Source organism: Streptomyces sp. Q2 (assembly GCF_056820935.1).
In genome coordinates this window covers 55014-70798 of sequence record NZ_JBXEJE010000007.1, presented here as the reverse complement: position 1 = coordinate 70798, position 15785 = coordinate 55014, and the positions used below count along the sequence as shown (strand labels likewise).

Here is a 15785-nt window from a genome sequence, read left to right as displayed (position 1 = left end):
AGCGCACTGTTGCGTGAAGCGAAAGGGCCAGGTCACGGGCATGCGGGACGATCACCGGGAGCTGCGCCTCTTCCTGCATCTGGCGCGGACGCTGAACTTCGGCCGGACGAGCCTGGACTGCCATGTCAGCCCGGCGACCCTCACCCGGACCGTGCAGCGACTGGAGGCCGACCTCGGGCACCGGCTGTTCGACCGTGGGCCGCGCGGCGTGTCGCTGACGGCGGAGGGACACCGCTTCCGTGAATACGCCGGTCAGGCACTGGAGTTGTGGCGCGCCTACCGCGAGGAGCACCCCGACCCGGCCGAACTCACCGGTCGGCTGGCCGTGTTCGCGACAGTGACGGCCTGTCAGGCGCTGCTGCCCGACCTGTTGACCCCGTTCCGCACCGCACACCCCCAGGTACGGCTCGATCTGCGCACCGGCGACGCGGCGGCGGCGCTGGCCCGGCTGGACGAGGGCGAGGTCGACGTGGCCGTCGCGGGAATCCCGGCGAGGCTGCCGGAGCCCCTGGTCAGCCGTACGGTCGCGGTCACCGAGCTGGTTCTCGTCACCGCGCGCGACCGCCCCGGCCCCGGCCTCGACGGTCCCTTCGTCCTTCCCCACCGCGGGCTGGTCCGCGAGGCCGCCGACCGCTGGTTCCGCACGCGCGGCACGGCACCCGAGGTGGCCTGCGAACCCGACGGTCACGAAGGGCTGTTGACGCTCGTCGCCCTGGGCTGCGGCACGGGCGTGGTCCCCCGTCTCGTGCTGGAGCACAGCGCGGTGCGCGACCGGCTCGCCGTGCTGCCGGTCGAGCCGTTGCCGGAGCCGTTTCCGATCGGTTTGTGCGTACGGCGGGCCGATCTGCGCCGGCCACTGGTGGCGGCGTTGTGGAGCCTCACGGCACCGGAGAGCTAGCTCCTGCCGAGGTCGAGTCGTTCGACGCGGGCCACGTTCTCCCGGTCCTCCGCGTCCTCGCCGGCCGTGGCGGCGAACCAGGCGTCGAGGATCTCCTTGAGCAGCGGCTCGGACGTCAGCCGCAGGCTGAGTGCCAGCGCGTTGGCGTCGTTCCAGCGGCGGGCGCCGTCGGCCGTGTAGGCGTCCGTGCACAGGGCGGCGCGTACGCCGGGCACCTTGTTCGCGGCGATCGACGCGCCCGTGCCGGTCCAGCAGCACACGACGGCCTGGTCCGCGGTGCCGGCGGCGACGTCGCGGGCGGCGGTCTCCGAGCAGACGGCCCACCGGGGGTCGTCGCCGGGGTTCAGCGCGCCGTACGGCACGACCTCGTGGCCGCGATCGCGCAGTTCCCTGACGAGAGCGCGCGCCACGGGTTCGTCCATGTCCGAGGAAACGGAGATCCGCATGCCACGACCCTACCCGGGGGTGGCTCGGGCTCCCAGGGAACGGACGGGTCAGCGGGCCCGGCGGTTGTGGGTGCCGCTCTGCGCGAACACCGGCCTCGGGTGGTCCCGCCGCCGAGGAGGCGTGGGCGCTACCCGGCCAGCGCGGTCAGCGGATCGTCCAGGACCGGCTGCCACGCCAGCTCGGCCGCGCCGACCAGGCTGTTGTGGTCGAGGGTGCAGGCCAGGATGGGGACGCCGCCGCTCTGCCCCCACAGACTGCGGTCGGCGACGACCGCGCGCAGGCGGTGCGGGTCGGCGCCCAGCAGGGTGCGGTGCAGGCCGCCGAGGATGATCCGGTCGGGGTTGAGGATGTTCACCAGGCCGGCCAGGCCGAGGCCGAGACGGTCGATCAGGGCCTCGGTGGCGGTGCGGACGTACGGGTCGTCGTAGTGGTTGCGGATGAGGTCGTTGGCCTGCTGGAGGAGGGACACCTCGGGGCCCGGGTCGCGGCGCGCGGCGGTGAGGAAGGCGAGCGGGTCGGCCTCGACGTCGAGGCAGCCGCGGCTGCCGCAGTGGCAGGGGCGGCCCTCGGGGTTCACGGTGAGGTGGCCGACTTCGAGGGCGAGCCCCGCACTGCCGGTGTGCAGACGCCCGTCGAGCACCAGCGCGCCGCCCACACCCCGGTGCCCGGTCGCCACGCACAGCAGGTCCCGGGCGCCGCGGCCCGCGCCGTGCCGGTGCTCGGCGAGCGCGGCGAGATTGACGTCGTTGCCCGCGAAGGCCGGTCCGCCGATCCCGGCCGCGCGCACGCACTCCGCGAAGATACGGCGGACCGGGGCGCCCACCGGCCACGCCAGGTGCAACGGGTTCAGGGCGAGTCCGTCGGGCTCGGCGACCGCGGACGGCACGGCGAGACCCGCGCCCACGCACCGCCGCCCGGTGGTGCGCAGCAGTTCGGCGCCGGCCTCCACGACGGACACCAGAACCTTCGCGGGATCTTCTTCGACGGTTTCGCAGCCGGGCGCGGTGGCGACGATACGGCCGCCCAGTCCGACCAGCGCCGCCCGGAACCCGTCGGCGTGCACCTGCGCGGCGAGCACGACTGGCCCGTCCTCGGCGACCGCGAGCCGGTGCGAGGGCCGCCCCTGCGAACCGGCCGCCGCGCCGGGCCGGGCGTCGACCCGGATCAGCCCGAGCGCCTCCAGTTCGGCGGCGACCGCGCCGGCGGTGGCCCGTGTCACGCCGAGCTCGGCGGTCAGCACGGCACGGGTCGGCGCGCGTCCGGTGTGCACGAGCTCCAACGCGGGCCCGAGCGCACCGCGCCCCCGGTCCAGCCGCGCTCTCGAGGTGGTCCCTTCCCCCGCCGTACGGGGGTCCGCCTTGCCGCTCATGAGGGCGAGTCTCCCATGATCCGCAGCCCCGGCGGCCTACAGGCCGCTCGCCCGGAGCGTGATGTTCAGCCGCCCGGTCAGCCCCAACTCCGGGGGTGCGGTACCCGCGTGGACCCGGGGCACCCCGTGGTAGGCGAGCCGGGACGGCCCGCCGAACACGAAGAGGTCGCCACTGCGCAGTTCGACGTCCGTGTACGGCCGGGTCCGGGACGCGGGGTTGCCGAAACGGAACACGCAGGTGTCGCCGAGGCTCAGCGACACCACCGGCGCGTCCGACTTCTCGTCGCTGTCGCGGTGCATGCCCATGCGGGCGTCGCCGTCGTAGAAGTTGATCAGCGCGATGTCGTACGGAACGGATTCGGCGCCCAGGGCCTCCCGCGCCGCGTCCCGGCCCAGTTCGCCCAGCCAGCCGGGGAACGGCTTCACAGGGGTGCCGTCGCCGTCGACGACCGTGCGAGCGTAGGCGTACGGGTACCAGTGCCAGCCCAGACAGACCTGGCGGGCGGTCATCGTGCCGCCGCCGGGTGTGCGGACCGTTCTGAGGCCGGCGGGCGGGCGGGCCCACTCACGGCAGGCCCGAAGGAGCTCGCGCTGCCGGGCCGTGTCCAGCCAGTCCGGCACGTGCACCGCGCCGGGCGCGACCTCCGTACGGGCCCTGGGGAACAGCTCGGTGTCCATGGTTCCATCCTGCCCGACAGCTCTGATCTGCTGCTCCGCTAGCCTGGGGGCACGATGGACGACCGTATGAAGACTCCCTGGGGCGAGTTCGCGCTGTCCCGCTTCCCCGAAGACCCACGTGACCAGCTGCGCGCCTGGGACGCCTCCGACGAGTACCTCCTGCGGCATCTGGCGGACCAGGACGTGTCACTGTCCGGCACGGTCGTGGTGGTCGGGGACCGCTGGGGCGCGCTCACCACGGCACTCGCGGCACACCGGCCGGCGCAGATCACCGACTCCTACCTGGCCCAGGAGGCGACCCGGGCGAACCTGGCGCGGGCCGGTGCCGAGCCCGGTGCCGTGCAGCTGCTCACCACGCAGGATCCGCCGCCCGGGCGCGTCGACGTCCTGCTGGTGCGGGTGCCGAAGAGCCTGGCCCTGCTGGAGGACCAGCTGCTGCGGCTGGCACCCGCGACGCACGAGGGAACGGTCGTCGTCGGCACCGGCATGGTGAAGGAGATCCACACCTCGACGCTGCGGTTGTTCGAGCGGATCCTCGGCCGGACCCGTACCTCGCTCGCGGAGAAGAAGGCCCGGCTGATCTTCTGCACGCCGGAGCCGAAGCCGTCGCCGGAGCGTGGCGCCAGTCCGTGGCCGTACAGCTATGAGCTTCCCGACGGCATCGGCCGCGTCTCGGGCCGTACCGTCGTCAACCACGCGGGTGTCTTCTGCGCGGACCGCCTCGACGTCGGCACCCGGTTCTTTCTGCAGCACCTGCCGGACAGCCGTGGCGGACAGCGGGTGGTGGACCTGGGATGCGGCAACGGTGTCGTCGGTACGGCGATGGCGCTGGCCGATCCTCAGGCCGAGGTGCTGTTCGTGGACGAGTCGTACCAGGCGGTCGCCTCCGCGGAGGCGACGTTCAAGGCGAACGGCGTGCCGGGACATGCCGAGTTCCGGGTGGGGGACGGGCTGGTGGGAGTGCCGGCCGACAGCGTGGACCTGGTGCTGAACAATCCGCCCTTCCACTCCCACCAGACGACGACGGACGCCGCCGCCTGGCGGATGTTCACCGGGGCGCGGCGCGCGCTGAGGCCGGGCGGCGAACTGTGGGTGGTCGGCAACCGTCATCTCGGGTACCACCTGAAGCTGCGGCGATTGTTCGGCAACAGTCAACTGGTCGCGAGCGACGCGAAGTTCGTGGTGCTGAAGGCGGTCAAGAGGTAGCGGCGGCGGGCCGTGCGCGCTCTACGGCCGCGCCGGTCCGGTCAGCCGAGGACCCGGATGATCCCGGCCACCGCCCGCACCATCGCCTCCCGGCCCACGCTCAGGTACGCGCGGGAGTCGACCGCCTCGGGGTGGGCGGCCAGGAACTCGCGGATCGCGCCGGTCATGGCGATGTTGAGGGCGGTGCCGACGTTGACCTTGGCGATGCCGCCCGCGGCGGCCTTGGTCAGCTCGCCGTCCGCCACTCCGGACGAGCCGTGCAGCACGAGGGGCACGTCCAGGATGGCGGTCAGGCTCTTGAGGAGGGCGTGGTCCAGGGTCGCGGTGCGGGTGGTCATGGCATGGGAGCTGCCGATGGCCACGGCGAGGGCGTCGACGCCGGAGTCCGCGACGAAGGAGTGGGCCTCGGCGGGGTCGGTGCGGGCGCCGGGTTCGTGGGCGTCCAGCGGCGACTCGCCGTCCTTGCCGCCGATCCGGCCCAGCTCGGCCTCGATCCAGAGCCCCTGGGAGTGCGCCCAGTCGGCGGCGGCTCTGGTCGCGGCGAGGTTCTCGTCGTACGGCAGCTGGGCCGCGTCGTACATGACGGAGCTGAATCCGGCGTCGGGTGCCTGGCGCAGCAGGTCGTCGCTTCGCACGTGGTCCAGGTGCAGCGCGACGGGTACGGCGGCTCGTTCGGCGGCGGCGAGGGCGGCGCGGGCGAGCGGGAGCAGCCGTCCGTAACGGAACTTGACGGCGTTCTCGCTGACTTGGAGGACGACGGGCGAACCCGCCGACTCAGCGCCGGCGATGACGGCCTCGACGTGCTCCAGCGTGATGATGTTGAAGGCGGCGACGGCGGAGTGCGCGGTGGCGGCGCGGGTCACGAGTTCACCGGTGGTGACGAGGGGCACGACTGATCCTTCCGAAGGCTTCAGAGGGCGTCAGAGGGCATCAGGGGGCGAGGATCACCGAGCGGGTGAGGTGCCTCGGCCGGTCGGGGTCGAGGCCGCGGGCCGCTGCGACGGCGACGGCGAGCCGCTGGACGCGGACCAGTTCGGCGAGCGGGTCGAGGTGGCCCGCGACCCACAGTGCGCCGGTGTCCCGGACCTGCTCGGGCAGGCCGTCCGGCGCCTCGCCGAGCATCCAGGTGGCGGTGCCGTGGGTGGTGACGCTGATGGGGCCGTGCCGGTACTCCATCGCCGGGTAGGCCTCGGTCCAGGCGAGGGCGGCCTCCCGCATCTTCAGTCCGGCCTCGTTGGCCAGCCCGACCGTCCAGCCGCGGCCGAGGAAGGTGAACTGCGAGCAGTCCACGAGCCCTTGGGGCAGCTGCGCGCGGAGCGCGGTGCGGGCGTCGGCGACGACGGCGTCGGTGTGCAGGCCGAGGTGGGCGCGGAGCAGGGTGAGCGCGGTGGTGGCGAACCGGGTCTGCACGACGGACCGTTCGTCCGCGAAGTCGAGGACGACGAGGTCGTCGGCGACTTCCACGACGGGAGTGCCGGGGTCCGCCGTGATGGCGGTGGTGCGCGTGCGTCCCCGCAGCTCGCCGAGCAGCTCCAGCACTTCGGTGGTGGTGCCGGAGCGGGTGAGGGCGATGACGCGGTCGTACGAACGGCCGTACGGGAACTCGGAAGCGGCGAAGGCGTCCGTCTCGCCCTGGCCCGATCCTTCGCGCAGGGCCGCCACGGCCTGCGCCATGAAGTAGGAGGTGCCGCAGCCGACGATCGCGACCCGCTCCCCAGGGGCCGGCAGCGCCCCGCCGTGCTCCGGCGCCCGTGCAGCCGCGCGGGTCCAGCACTCGGGCTGGCTCGTCAGCTCGTCCTCGACATGGGTCATGCCACACCTCTCTACTCTTGCTTGTTCGTGCAAGATATAGCGCTGTTTCGAGCATAATCAAGCATCTGCTCAAGTGGGGGTGCGCTAGGGTCACCGGGAGATCGAGGAACGGAGGGGCGCGGATGTCACGCGACGCCCGGTGGAAGGCGCTGCTGGAACTGCTCGTCGAGCGCGGCCGTCTGGACGTCGAGGAGGCGGCCGCCGAGCTGGCGGTCTCGTCCGCGACCATCCGGCGCGACTTCGACCAGCTGGCCGAGCAGCAGATGCTCGTGCGCACCCGGGGCGGCGCGGTCGTGCACGGGGTGTCGTACGAGCTGCCGCTGCGCTACAAGGCGGCCCGCCACGCCTCCGAGAAGCAGCGCATCGCGAAGGCGGTGGCCGACCTCGTCGCCCCCGGCGAGGCCGTGGGGCTCACCGGCGGGACGACCACGACCGAGGTGGCGCGGGCACTGGCCGTGCGCGCCGACCTCGCGGCCGGCGCACCCGCGCTGACCGTGGTCACGAACGCCCTCAACATCGCCAACGAGCTGGCCGTACGCCCTCAGTTCAAGATCGTGCTGACCGGAGGGGTCGCACGCCCGCAGTCGTACGAACTCGTGGGGCCGCTCGCGGACGGCGTGCTCGGTCAGATCACGGTCGACGTGGCGGTGCTCGGGGTCGTCGCCTTCGACGTCACGCACGGCGCGTCGGCCCACGACGAGGCGGAGGCGGCGATCAACCGGCTCCTGTGCGAACGCGCCGAGCGCGTGGTCGTCGCCGCGGACTCCAGCAAGCTGGGACAGCGGGCCTTCGCCCGGATCTGCGCGACGGAGGCCGTGGACACCCTGGTCACGGACGCGGCGGCCGGGCCGGAGACGGTACGGCGGTTCGAGGACGCGGGGCTGACGGTCGTCTCGGTCTAGGGAGCGGCCCGGTTCCGCGCGTCCAGGGGCACTCGGGGAAGCGACGGGACTCAGACGCCGCCGTGGTCCGCGAAGGCCCCGTCGGCCGTGAAAGCCAGGTCGGCGAATCGTTCACCGATGAGGCGGTGGGTGGCGGCGTCCGGGTGGAGGTTGTCGGGCAGGGGAAGCTCGGCGGAGTCGGGCTCGCCGTAGAGGTCGCGTCCGTCGAGGTAGTGCAGGTTCGGGTCGGCGGCCGCTCGCTGCTCGACGATCCGGGCCAGCTCGTCCCGAATGACGCCGAGGGTCAGTTTCCCGCTCGCGCGCTCGGCCGGATCACCCATGGCCACGAACCGCATCTGCCCGGACCCGGGTTCGCCGAAGTCCGGGGCGGCGGGGCCGGGCGTGTCCTCGTGGATGGGGCACAGGATGGGTGAGACGACCAGCAGCGGAACGGTGGGGTGCCCTTCGCGGATGGTGTCGAGGAAACCGTGGACGGCGGGGGTGAACACCCGCAGGCGCATCGCGTCCAGATTGACCAGGTTGATGCCGATCTTGACGCTGATCAGGTCGGCGGGAGTGTCCCGCAGGGTGCGCGCGGTGAACGGGTCGAGCAGGGCGCTGCCGCCCAGGCCCAGGTTGATCAGTTCCACACCGCCCCGAGCGGCGGCGAGTGCGGGCCAGATGGCGGTGGGCCCGGCGGCGTCGGAGCCGTGGCTGATCGAGCTGCCGTGGTGCAGCCACACCCTGCGGCCCGAGGGCGGGGCGGCCTCGACGGGGGCGTCGGTGCGCAGGGCGACGAGCTCGGTGGTCTCGTTGTGGGGCAGCCAGATCTCGACGTCCTTGGTGCCGTCGGGCAGGCCGGTGAAGCGGAGCGTGCCGGACTGTCCCGGTCGGTGCTCGAAGCTCCCGGTGGTCATGTCGATGGTCAGGGTGTGCCCGTCCGTCACGGTGCCCCGGCCTGCCGGGCGGCCGTCGACGAGCAGTTCGTACACCCCGTCCGGGCGTGGTGGGGCGCCCACGTAGACCCGCTTGGTGGGCAGTGTGTCCAGCTCGACGGCGGTCGCCCGGGTGCGGAAGGCGAGCCGAACGCCGGAGGGCTGGGACTCGGCCATGGCCAGTTGCCCGTCGGTGTACTGGGCGCGGGCCCAGGCGGGCAGCCGGTGCGGCAGCACGCCGTGCTCGGTGCGCTCCAGGTCGAGCGCTCCGCGCAGAAGGTCCATGGTGATGGGCGTGGTGATCCAGTCGTCCTTGGTGTGCATGGCCCCAACCTGTTGATCAACGTTTCTGAACTGCGTGGACTGTGTGAACCGGGCGGACTACGTGGACGGCGCGGACGGCGCGGGCCAGTTGCGCAGCAGCGCGTCAAGGGCGTCCAGCACTCTTGACCAGGTCTCCTGCGAATCGGGGGCGCTGTGGCTGAACCCTCCCCCCAGTTCCAGGCTGACGTAGCCGTGGAAGACACTGCCCAGCAGCCGGACGGCGTGCGTCTGGTCCGGCTCCGTCAGGTCGTAGCCGCGCAGGATCGCCCGCGTCATCTGGGCGTGCCGGCCACCGGCGCTGGCGGCCGCCGCCTCCGGGGAGAGCCTCAGCTGGGCCGCCGCGTAACGGCCGGGGTGCTCGCGGGCGTAGTCGCGGTAGACGTTCGCGAGGGCGGTCAGCGCGTCCTTGCCGGCCCGGCCGGCGAGGGCCGCGGCGCCCCGGTCGGCGAGTTCCTCCAGGGCGAGCAGGGCGATCCCGGTCTTGAGGTCGTGGGAGTTCTTCACGTGCGAGTACAGACTCGCGACCTTGACGTCGAACCGCCTGGCGAGCGCCGAGACGGTCACCTGGTCGAAGCCGACCTCGTCGGCCAGCTCGGCCCCCGCTCGTACCAGGCGTTCCGTGGTCAGTCCTGCGCGCGCCATAACCTACCCTCCACTCACCTAAATGAATTGTGCATCCACCTAATACATATAGGCAAATCCTCTCTCCCCGTCTCCTCGTCCCCCGGCGCCGGGCTCTCCGCTCCCCCTAAGCTGAGGCTGAGATGCGTGTCGGGCCGGGGAGGCTGCCATGGATGATGCACAGCAGGCGTCCGGGGCCGCGCGCTATCTGCCGATCGCCGAGCACGGTCTGATCGGCGACCTGCGCAGCGTGGCCCTGGTGGGGACCGACGGCACGATCGACTGGTACTGCTGCCCCTCCTTCGACGCCCCGAGCGTCTTCGCCTCGATCCTGGACGCGGACAAGGGCGGCCGTTTCGAGCTGGCGGCGAGCGTGCCGGCCCGCACCAAGCAGTTCTACTTCCCCGACACCAACGTCCTGATCACCCGGTTCTTCACCGAGGACGGCGTCGGAGAGGTGCAGGACTTCATGCCGGTCGACGGTGACTCGGTCGAGACCGAACGCCACCGGCTGATCCGCCGGGTGCTGTGCGTGCGCGGCTCCATCCCCTTCCGCACGCGCGTGGCGCCGCGTTTCGACTACGGCGCCGAGCCGCACACCGTGCGCATGGTCGGTGACGTCGCGGTGTTCGAGTCCGCCAAGCTGTCGCTGGGGCTGACCGCGACCGTGCCGCTGGAGGTCGACGGCCTGGACGCGCGCGCCGACTTCAAGCTGGCCGAGGGCGAGTCCGCGGTGTTCGCGCTGGACCAGGTGGGCGGTGAGGTGGCGCCCCGCCGGTGTGCTCGGACGGAGGCCGAGGAGCAGTTCACCACCACGGTGGCGTACTGGCGCAAGTGGCTGTCCGCGTCCAAGTACCGTGGCCGCTGGCGGGAGATGGTGCACCGCTCGGCCCTCACGCTGAAGCTGCTCACCTACGCGCCGACCGGCGCGATCGTGGCCGCACCGACGACCAGCCTGCCAGAGCGGCTCGGCGGCGAGCGCAACTGGGACTACCGGTACGTGTGGGTACGCGACGCCGCCTTCTGCGTGTACGCGTTGCTGCGGCTGGGCTTCACCGGCGAGGCCGAGGCGTTCATGAACTTCGTGACCCGGCACATCAGTCCGGGCGACGGCAAGCCGTCCGGCCCTCTGCAGATCATGTACGGCATCGACGGCCGCACCGATCTGCCCGAGCGTGAACTCGCCCATCTGGAGGGACACCAGGGCTCAGCGCCGGTACGGGTCGGCAACGGCGCCGCCGAACAGCTCCAACTCGACATCTACGGCGCGCTGATCGACTCGATCTACCTCTACGACAAGTGGGCCAAGCCGATCTCCAGCGACCAGTGGGACGACGTGACCGCGCTGGTGGACTGGGTGTGCGAAAACTGGGACCAGCCCGACGAGGGCATCTGGGAGACCCGCGGCGGCCGCAAGAACTTCCTGTACTCGCGGCTGATGTGCTGGGTGGCGATCGAACGGGCGATCCGCATGGCCAACCGGCGGGGCCTGCCCGCCGATCTGAACCGCTGGCGGGAGTGCCGCGACACGATCTACCGGCGGATCATGAAGCGCGGCTGGTCCGAGACCCGCCAGGCCTTCGTGCAGACCGAGGACGGAGACGTCCTCGACGCGGCCGTCCTGATGATGCCGTTGACGAAGTTCATCGCGCCGACCGACCCCAAGTGGCTGTCCACGCTGGACGCGCTCACCCACGACCTGGTCTCCGACTCGCTGGTCTACCGCTACGACCCCCAGGCGAGCCCCGACGGACTGCACGGCGACGAGGGCACGTTCTCCATCTGCTCGTTCTGGTACGTCGAGGCCATGGTGCACGCCGGGCGGATCGACGAGGCCCGGCTGGCCTTCGAGAAGATGCTCACCTACGCCAACCATCTGGGCCTGTACGCCGAGGAGATCAGCCACACCGGCGAGCAACAGGGCAACTTCCCGCAGGCCTTCACCCATCTCGCCCTGATCAGCGCGGCGTTCAACCTGGATCGCGCCCTGGGCTGAGGAGCCGGGGGCACGATCCGGGCGGTCAGTGTCCGTGGTCGCCGGCGGAGTCGTGGGTGGCCGGGGATTCGGGGGTGGCCGGGAATTCGGGTACGTCCGTCGGCGCGTCGTCCGCGGCCGCCCGCGCCGCCTCCGCCCGGACCGTGAACGCCGCGGTGTGGACCTCGCCGCCGTGCTTGAAGTCGAGGAAGAGCCGGTAGGTGCCGCCGCTCGGCGCGGTGGCCGCGAACGAGACGTCCGGGCCCGGCTCGGTCGTGCCGTCGCCGGGTTCGCCGTTCGGGTGGACGTGGAGGTAGGCGAGGTCGCCGGAGCGCAGGGCGACCAGATGGCCGTACGCACCGAGGTAGGGCTGGAGGTCGGTGACCGGCTTGCCGTTCCGGGAGACCTTGAAAGTCAGGTCTCCCGGCGTGCCCGGGCGCAGGGCGCCGTTCAGCGCCACCTCGTAGCCGTCGACCTCGGCCGTCGCGTTCGGCGCCGGAAGGTCCTTCGGCACGTAGGGGCCGCCCGAGGCCGCCAGATCGGCGCCGAGGGTGAGGTTCTCGGCGTTCTTCCCCGCCGGGGTGAAGTCCGCGAAGACCCGGTAGCCGCCCGCGCGGGGCAGGTCGACGGGGATGCTCCAGGTGCCGTCGGCGGCGAGGGCGGGGTGCAGGTGGCGGTAGGTGATCAGGTCGCGTGAGGCCACGATGAGGTGGAGTTCCTTGTCGTGTTCCCGTTGGTAGGCGGTGACGGCGCGGCCACTGTCGTCCCGCACGACGAAGCGCAGGTCGGACGGGCGCCCGGCGGTGACCTCGGTGGTTTCGAGGTCGAGGGTGTAGCCCTTCTCGGAGATCTGCAGTCCCCCTGCCGGTTCCGCCTCGTGCCCGCCATGCCCACCCCCTCCCTCCGATGACGGTGGCGCCTCGCTGTGGCTCTCGTGACGCGGGGGCGCGCTGTCCTCGACCAAGGGGTCGAGGCCCTTCCCCACTCCGTAGGCGGTACCGAAGGTCGCGGCGAGCGCGGCGGCGAACGTGGTGATCTTCAGTCCAGCATGCATGGTCGGCTCCTGGGAGACGTGGCCCCGGGCTTCGGGCGAGGGCCTCGATACACGACCCACCATACCCCTAGGGGGTATCCAGTCAAGCCTTCAGGGGCATGTTCCAAATACGGGCCAGGGGTATGACAGGGAAGCGGTCACGACCCCGCGCCGTGGCCACCCTGCCGACGGACTGCGACCGACCCGCCCAACCCGATGCCCTCCGGGACCGCAAGCTGGATGGCCTTTCACACCGCACGTCCTCCAGTGGGCCGTCACGTGGAGCGCCCGGCAGTCCCGCCCCGGCCAGCGCGAGATCCGCGGCGAACAACAGCGCGCCCACCAGGGCGACGGCCTCCGCCGCCGGGTCGCCGGCCCACAGCCGGCGTCGTAGCACCGTGAAGTACCGCCCGGCCCTGGCGGGTTGCCCCTGCCCCGCACCCCGCAGCACCGCGCACGCTCGACATCAGGGCGGCCAGGCAGCCGAGGTGCAGGGCTACGCGGCCCCGGTGAACGGGCTTACGGGAAGCGCAGTCGAGGCAACGGCCATCGCCCCCCCTCGGACACGGAAGACCCAGGAGCCCGAGATGCGGAACAGCACCGCCGTGACGGCGCCGATGACGAGAGAGCAGCACCCAGGCCATGGCGGAGGCGTAGCCCATGGGGGAGTCGGCGGGCCGCGGTCGTAGAGCCCCGTCCAACGCCGCGGTCTCGTACGGCTCGGCGGGTATCTGCTGGAGCCCGGCGGGGAAGACGACCATCGGGGCGCCGAACTGGCACACCGTCGTTCCCCCGGTGAAGGCGCCCTGTTACTCGCCTTGGTGGGGCACGGTCGTCCCCGGCAGCGCGTACTCGTCCCGTCGGCCGCACATTCCGAAGCCGCCGAGCCGGGTGGGCGCGGTCTCGTACGCGGTCGCCTCGCCGAGATAGGCCGGCTCGCCGGCCGCCAGCGCGTCGAGCTGGGCGCCGGTGCGTTCGGCGGTGGCCAGCGCGCCGGCCCGCCACAGTTCGCGCCAGGCCGGCACCTTGGCGCGCACCAGCCGGGCGGCGGTGCGCTGGAACTCCCGGTACGGGCCGCTGTCGCCGGCGACGAGGGCCTCGCGCAGCCCGAGGTAGCCCTCGACGGCGAGGTCCCTGCGGCGGCGTGCCGCGGCGGCCGTCCGTGGGCCGGTGCCGGGCGGTAGCGTGGCCGCCGCCGCGTACGCGTCGGGGTCGGCGAGGATCTCGGGCGGGAAGGTGAAGACGGCGTCCCCGGCCTCCGGCAGCCCGCTGTTCTGCATCAGCACGGTGATGCGCAGATCACCGCCCTGCACCATGCGGTGCACGGTGCCCGGCGTGAACCAGGCGACCGAGCCCGGCTCCAGCGGGATGTCCCGGTAGCCGTCGGGGCTCAGCGTCTGCACGGCGCCCCGGCCGCCGGTGACGACGTACGCCTCCGTGCACACCAGGTGCAGATGCGGGCTGCCGCCGCACACACCGTCGGCGGCCTCCCAGTCGTACGCGCTCAGGTGGGACAGGCCGACGGCGCCGGGCAGCGGGTGCGGAAGGATGGGTCTGGGCTCGCTCACCACGGCAGACCCTCCAGGTGGGTGGCGACGCGATCACCGTCCCAGGCCCCGTCGGCGACGACCAGCCGGTAGCGGTAGGCGAAGGACTCGCCCGGCGGCAGCTCGAACTCCTCGAAGAACGCCCAGGAGAACGCGACCGTCGGGAAGGGCTCGGAGCGCACGAACCAGTGCGACTCGTGGACGGCGCTCTTCGCGTCGAGGTTCTCGGGGGCGTGCGCGAAGACGAGCGTGGAGTGCGCGTCGACCTCGTCGTGCTGCGTCGTGACGGCGAGCCAGGGGCTCTGGGTGCCCATCAGCTTGTCGGCGTCGGCGTCGGTGTCCGGGGCGAAGACGGTGCCGCCGGTGAAGTCGCGCGGCCCGCGCCACTGCAGGCCGGTGTAGCCGGCCATCTCGCGGCCCGCGGTGGTCGGCGAACCGAAGACGAGGGGCTCGGCACGGAGGTTGGTGAGCCGGATCGACCAGTCGAGGGTCCAGGCACCGGCCTCCTCGTCGACCGAGTGGACGGCCAGACCGCGCTCCTCGCGCGCCCACTCGGCGCCGCCGTTCTCCACCCAGGTGAGCTCCTCGGTGAAGGCCAGCCGGTCGTCCGCGACCGTGAACGCCGGGAAGCCGTCGTGCCGCATCGAGCCGACGCGCTCGGGCAGGGGCAGGTAGCCCTGGCCGTGGACGTAGCAGTTGCCGCCCCAGAAGTTCTGGCCGGACAGGTGGCTGGCCGTCATCTGCAGGCCCTTGTGCCAGCGGTGGTCGTTCGGGCGGTACCCGGTCACCGTGCGCCCGGCGAGCGTGCGGACCGGGTGGGCGTAGGGCTTGCGGGACTCGAAGGCCTCGGGGTCGGGGCGGTAGACGTAGCGGAGGATCTCCGTGCCGTCCGCCGCCTCGACCGCGATGTGCTCGCCGTGGACGTGGCTGACGCGGATGCTCATGCGCGCTCCTTGGGGGCCCAGTGGGGGTGGTCTCCGTGCATGACCGGGTAGAACGGGTCGCCGGGGCCGATCTCGCCCGCGTGCACCGGGTTGCCGGTGAACGCGGCCTTGTAGAGGGCGGCGGCGAATTCCAGCGTGGCACGGGCCTCCGGGCCACTGGTCGGCGGCCTGACACCGTTGTCGTACGCGTCGAGGAGGGCGCCGAGCTGTGCCGTGTGCGAACTGGGCACGTCCGCGGCGGGGGTCGCCCAGGCGGCGGCGCGCTCGGAGCCGACGTGCGGGGCGGGGGTGTAGACCCAGTCCTCGTTGCGGTGCCCGTACAGGTGGGTGAGCTCGACGGTCGCGTCGGCGCAGTCGATGCGGATGCGGCTGACCTCGTCCGGGGAGAGCACGCTGTTGACGACGGTGGCGAGGGCGCCGTTCTCGAATCGGACGAGCGCCGTGGAGACGTCCTCGCTCTCGGTGTCGTGGACCAGACGCGCCGCCATGGCCCGGATCTCCGTCCACGGGCCGAGCAGATGCAGCAGCAGGTCGTACTGGTGGATGCCGTGCCCCATGGTCGGCCCGCCGCCCTCGGTGGCCCACTTCCCGCGCCACGGCACGGCGTAGTAGGCCGCGTCGCGGTGCCAGGTGGTCTGGCAGTGCGCGACCCGCGGGGCGCCCAGCTCGCCGCTCGCGATCAGTTCACGGGCGTGTACGGCGCCGGAGCCGTAGCGGTGCTGGAAGACCACGGCCGCGTACGCCCCCGAGGCCTCCTCCGCCGCCGCGATCTCGTCGTACTCGGCGAGCGACAGGGTCAGCGGCTTCTCGCACAGCACCCAGGCGCCGGCCTTCAGCGCGGCCACCGTCTGCTCCCGGTGCAGGGACGGCGGCGTGCCGATGAGCACCAGGTCGGGGCGTACGGCGTCCAGCATCGCGTCCATCGACGTGTACCCGGCGACCGCCTCCCCCGCCAGCTCCCGGAAGGCGCCGAGTCGGTCCGGGTCCACGTCGACGGCGGCGACCAGTTCCACCCGGTCGCTGTGGGCTCTGAGCGCCGGTAGGTGACTGCCGCTGACGATGGCACCGGTCCCGACGACGGCGACACGACGGCGGGCTGGGAGCGGGGGCATGCG

At 72.5% G+C, this 15785-nt stretch carries 15 protein-coding genes and 1 pseudogene; 4 read left to right on the top strand and 12 right to left on the bottom strand.

The window, feature by feature from the left end:
• Positions 1-40 precede the first annotated feature (40 nt).
• Entirely contained in the window at positions 41-898 is an 858-nt protein-coding gene (gene ilvY, locus ACWBNA_RS09630; protein WP_482703828.1) for an HTH-type transcriptional activator IlvY, read from the top strand.
• Here the strand turns inward: ilvY and ACWBNA_RS09625 are convergent.
• The 3 genes from ACWBNA_RS09625 to ACWBNA_RS09615 form a co-directional block, all read right to left on the bottom strand.
• Entirely contained in the window at positions 895-1344 is a 450-nt protein-coding gene (locus ACWBNA_RS09625; RefSeq protein ID WP_482703827.1) for an RpiB/LacA/LacB family sugar-phosphate isomerase, read from the bottom strand. The genes ilvY and ACWBNA_RS09625 overlap by 4 nt on opposite strands.
• 128 nt (positions 1345-1472) lie before the next feature.
• Positions 1473-2714 (bottom strand): ROK family protein, encoded by a 1242-nt coding sequence (locus ACWBNA_RS09620; RefSeq protein WP_482703826.1) that lies wholly within the window; start codon positions 2712-2714, stop codon positions 1473-1475.
• A 36-nt stretch (positions 2715-2750) separates the two neighbouring features.
• A complete protein-coding gene (locus ACWBNA_RS09615; RefSeq protein ID WP_482703825.1) occupies positions 2751-3392 on the bottom strand; it encodes an alpha-ketoglutarate-dependent dioxygenase AlkB family protein in 642 nt (213 codons plus the stop codon).
• Positions 3393-3458: 66 nt separating this feature from the next.
• On the opposite strand from ACWBNA_RS09615, the gene ACWBNA_RS09610 reads away from it, so the two are divergent.
• Positions 3459-4598, top strand: coding sequence for a methyltransferase (locus ACWBNA_RS09610; protein WP_482703824.1), 1140 nt, complete (start codon positions 3459-3461; stop codon positions 4596-4598).
• Between the two features lie 41 nt (positions 4599-4639).
• On the opposite strand, the gene ACWBNA_RS09605 is transcribed toward ACWBNA_RS09610, so the two are convergent.
• Positions 4640-5488, bottom strand: coding sequence for a class II fructose-bisphosphate aldolase (locus ACWBNA_RS09605; RefSeq protein ID WP_482703823.1), 849 nt, complete (start codon positions 5486-5488; stop codon positions 4640-4642).
• 40 nt (positions 5489-5528) lie between these two features.
• Positions 5529-6410, bottom strand: a complete 882-nt coding sequence (locus tag ACWBNA_RS09600; RefSeq protein WP_482703822.1) for an SIS domain-containing protein — start codon at positions 6408-6410, stop codon at positions 5529-5531.
• Between the two features lie 122 nt (positions 6411-6532).
• On the opposite strand from ACWBNA_RS09600, the gene ACWBNA_RS09595 reads away from it, so the two are divergent.
• Positions 6533-7312 (top strand): DeoR/GlpR family DNA-binding transcription regulator, encoded by a 780-nt coding sequence (locus tag ACWBNA_RS09595; RefSeq protein ID WP_482703821.1) that lies wholly within the window; start codon positions 6533-6535, stop codon positions 7310-7312.
• 50 nt (positions 7313-7362) lie between these two features.
• On the opposite strand, the gene ACWBNA_RS09590 is transcribed toward ACWBNA_RS09595, so the two are convergent.
• Both ACWBNA_RS09590 and ACWBNA_RS09585 read right to left on the bottom strand, forming a co-directional pair.
• On the bottom strand, positions 7363-8550 hold the full coding sequence (locus tag ACWBNA_RS09590) for a GDSL-type esterase/lipase family protein (RefSeq protein ID WP_482703820.1): 1188 nt from the start codon (positions 8548-8550) through the stop codon (positions 7363-7365).
• Between the two features lie 57 nt (positions 8551-8607).
• Positions 8608-9192 carry a TetR/AcrR family transcriptional regulator gene (locus ACWBNA_RS09585; protein ID WP_482703819.1) on the bottom strand — a complete coding sequence of 195 codons (585 nt, stop codon included), beginning with the start codon at positions 9190-9192 and terminating at the stop codon, positions 8608-8610.
• Between the two features lie 148 nt (positions 9193-9340).
• Between ACWBNA_RS09585 and ACWBNA_RS09580 the strand changes: the two genes are divergently transcribed.
• Entirely contained in the window at positions 9341-11167 is a 1827-nt protein-coding gene (locus ACWBNA_RS09580; protein ID WP_482703818.1) for a glycoside hydrolase family 15 protein, read from the top strand.
• A 25-nt stretch (positions 11168-11192) separates the two neighbouring features.
• Here the strand turns inward: ACWBNA_RS09580 and ACWBNA_RS09575 are convergent, their stop codons facing one another.
• The 5 genes and pseudogenes from ACWBNA_RS09575 to ACWBNA_RS09555 all read right to left on the bottom strand — a co-directional run bounded on the left by ACWBNA_RS09575 (position 11193) and on the right by ACWBNA_RS09555 (position 15782).
• Complete coding sequence (locus tag ACWBNA_RS09575; protein WP_482703817.1) at positions 11193-12200, bottom strand: hypothetical protein; 1008 nt, start codon at positions 12198-12200, stop codon at positions 11193-11195.
• 475 nt (positions 12201-12675) lie between these two features.
• Positions 12676-12964: pseudogene (locus ACWBNA_RS09570) on the bottom strand (hypothetical protein); the annotation flags it as partial.
• 24 nt (positions 12965-12988) lie between these two features.
• Entirely contained in the window at positions 12989-13750 is a 762-nt protein-coding gene (locus ACWBNA_RS09565; RefSeq protein ID WP_482703816.1) for a cupin domain-containing protein, read from the bottom strand.
• Positions 13744-14670, bottom strand: coding sequence for a DUF6807 domain-containing protein (locus ACWBNA_RS09560; protein WP_482703815.1), 927 nt, complete (start codon positions 14668-14670; stop codon positions 13744-13746). Before ACWBNA_RS09560 ends, ACWBNA_RS09565 begins: the two co-directional genes overlap by 7 nt.
• Positions 14667-15782 (bottom strand): Gfo/Idh/MocA family protein, encoded by a 1116-nt coding sequence (locus ACWBNA_RS09555; protein ID WP_482703814.1) that lies wholly within the window; start codon positions 15780-15782, stop codon positions 14667-14669. The genes ACWBNA_RS09560 and ACWBNA_RS09555 overlap by 4 nt, the downstream gene beginning before the upstream one ends.
• Between the last annotated feature and the right edge of the window lie 3 nt (positions 15783-15785).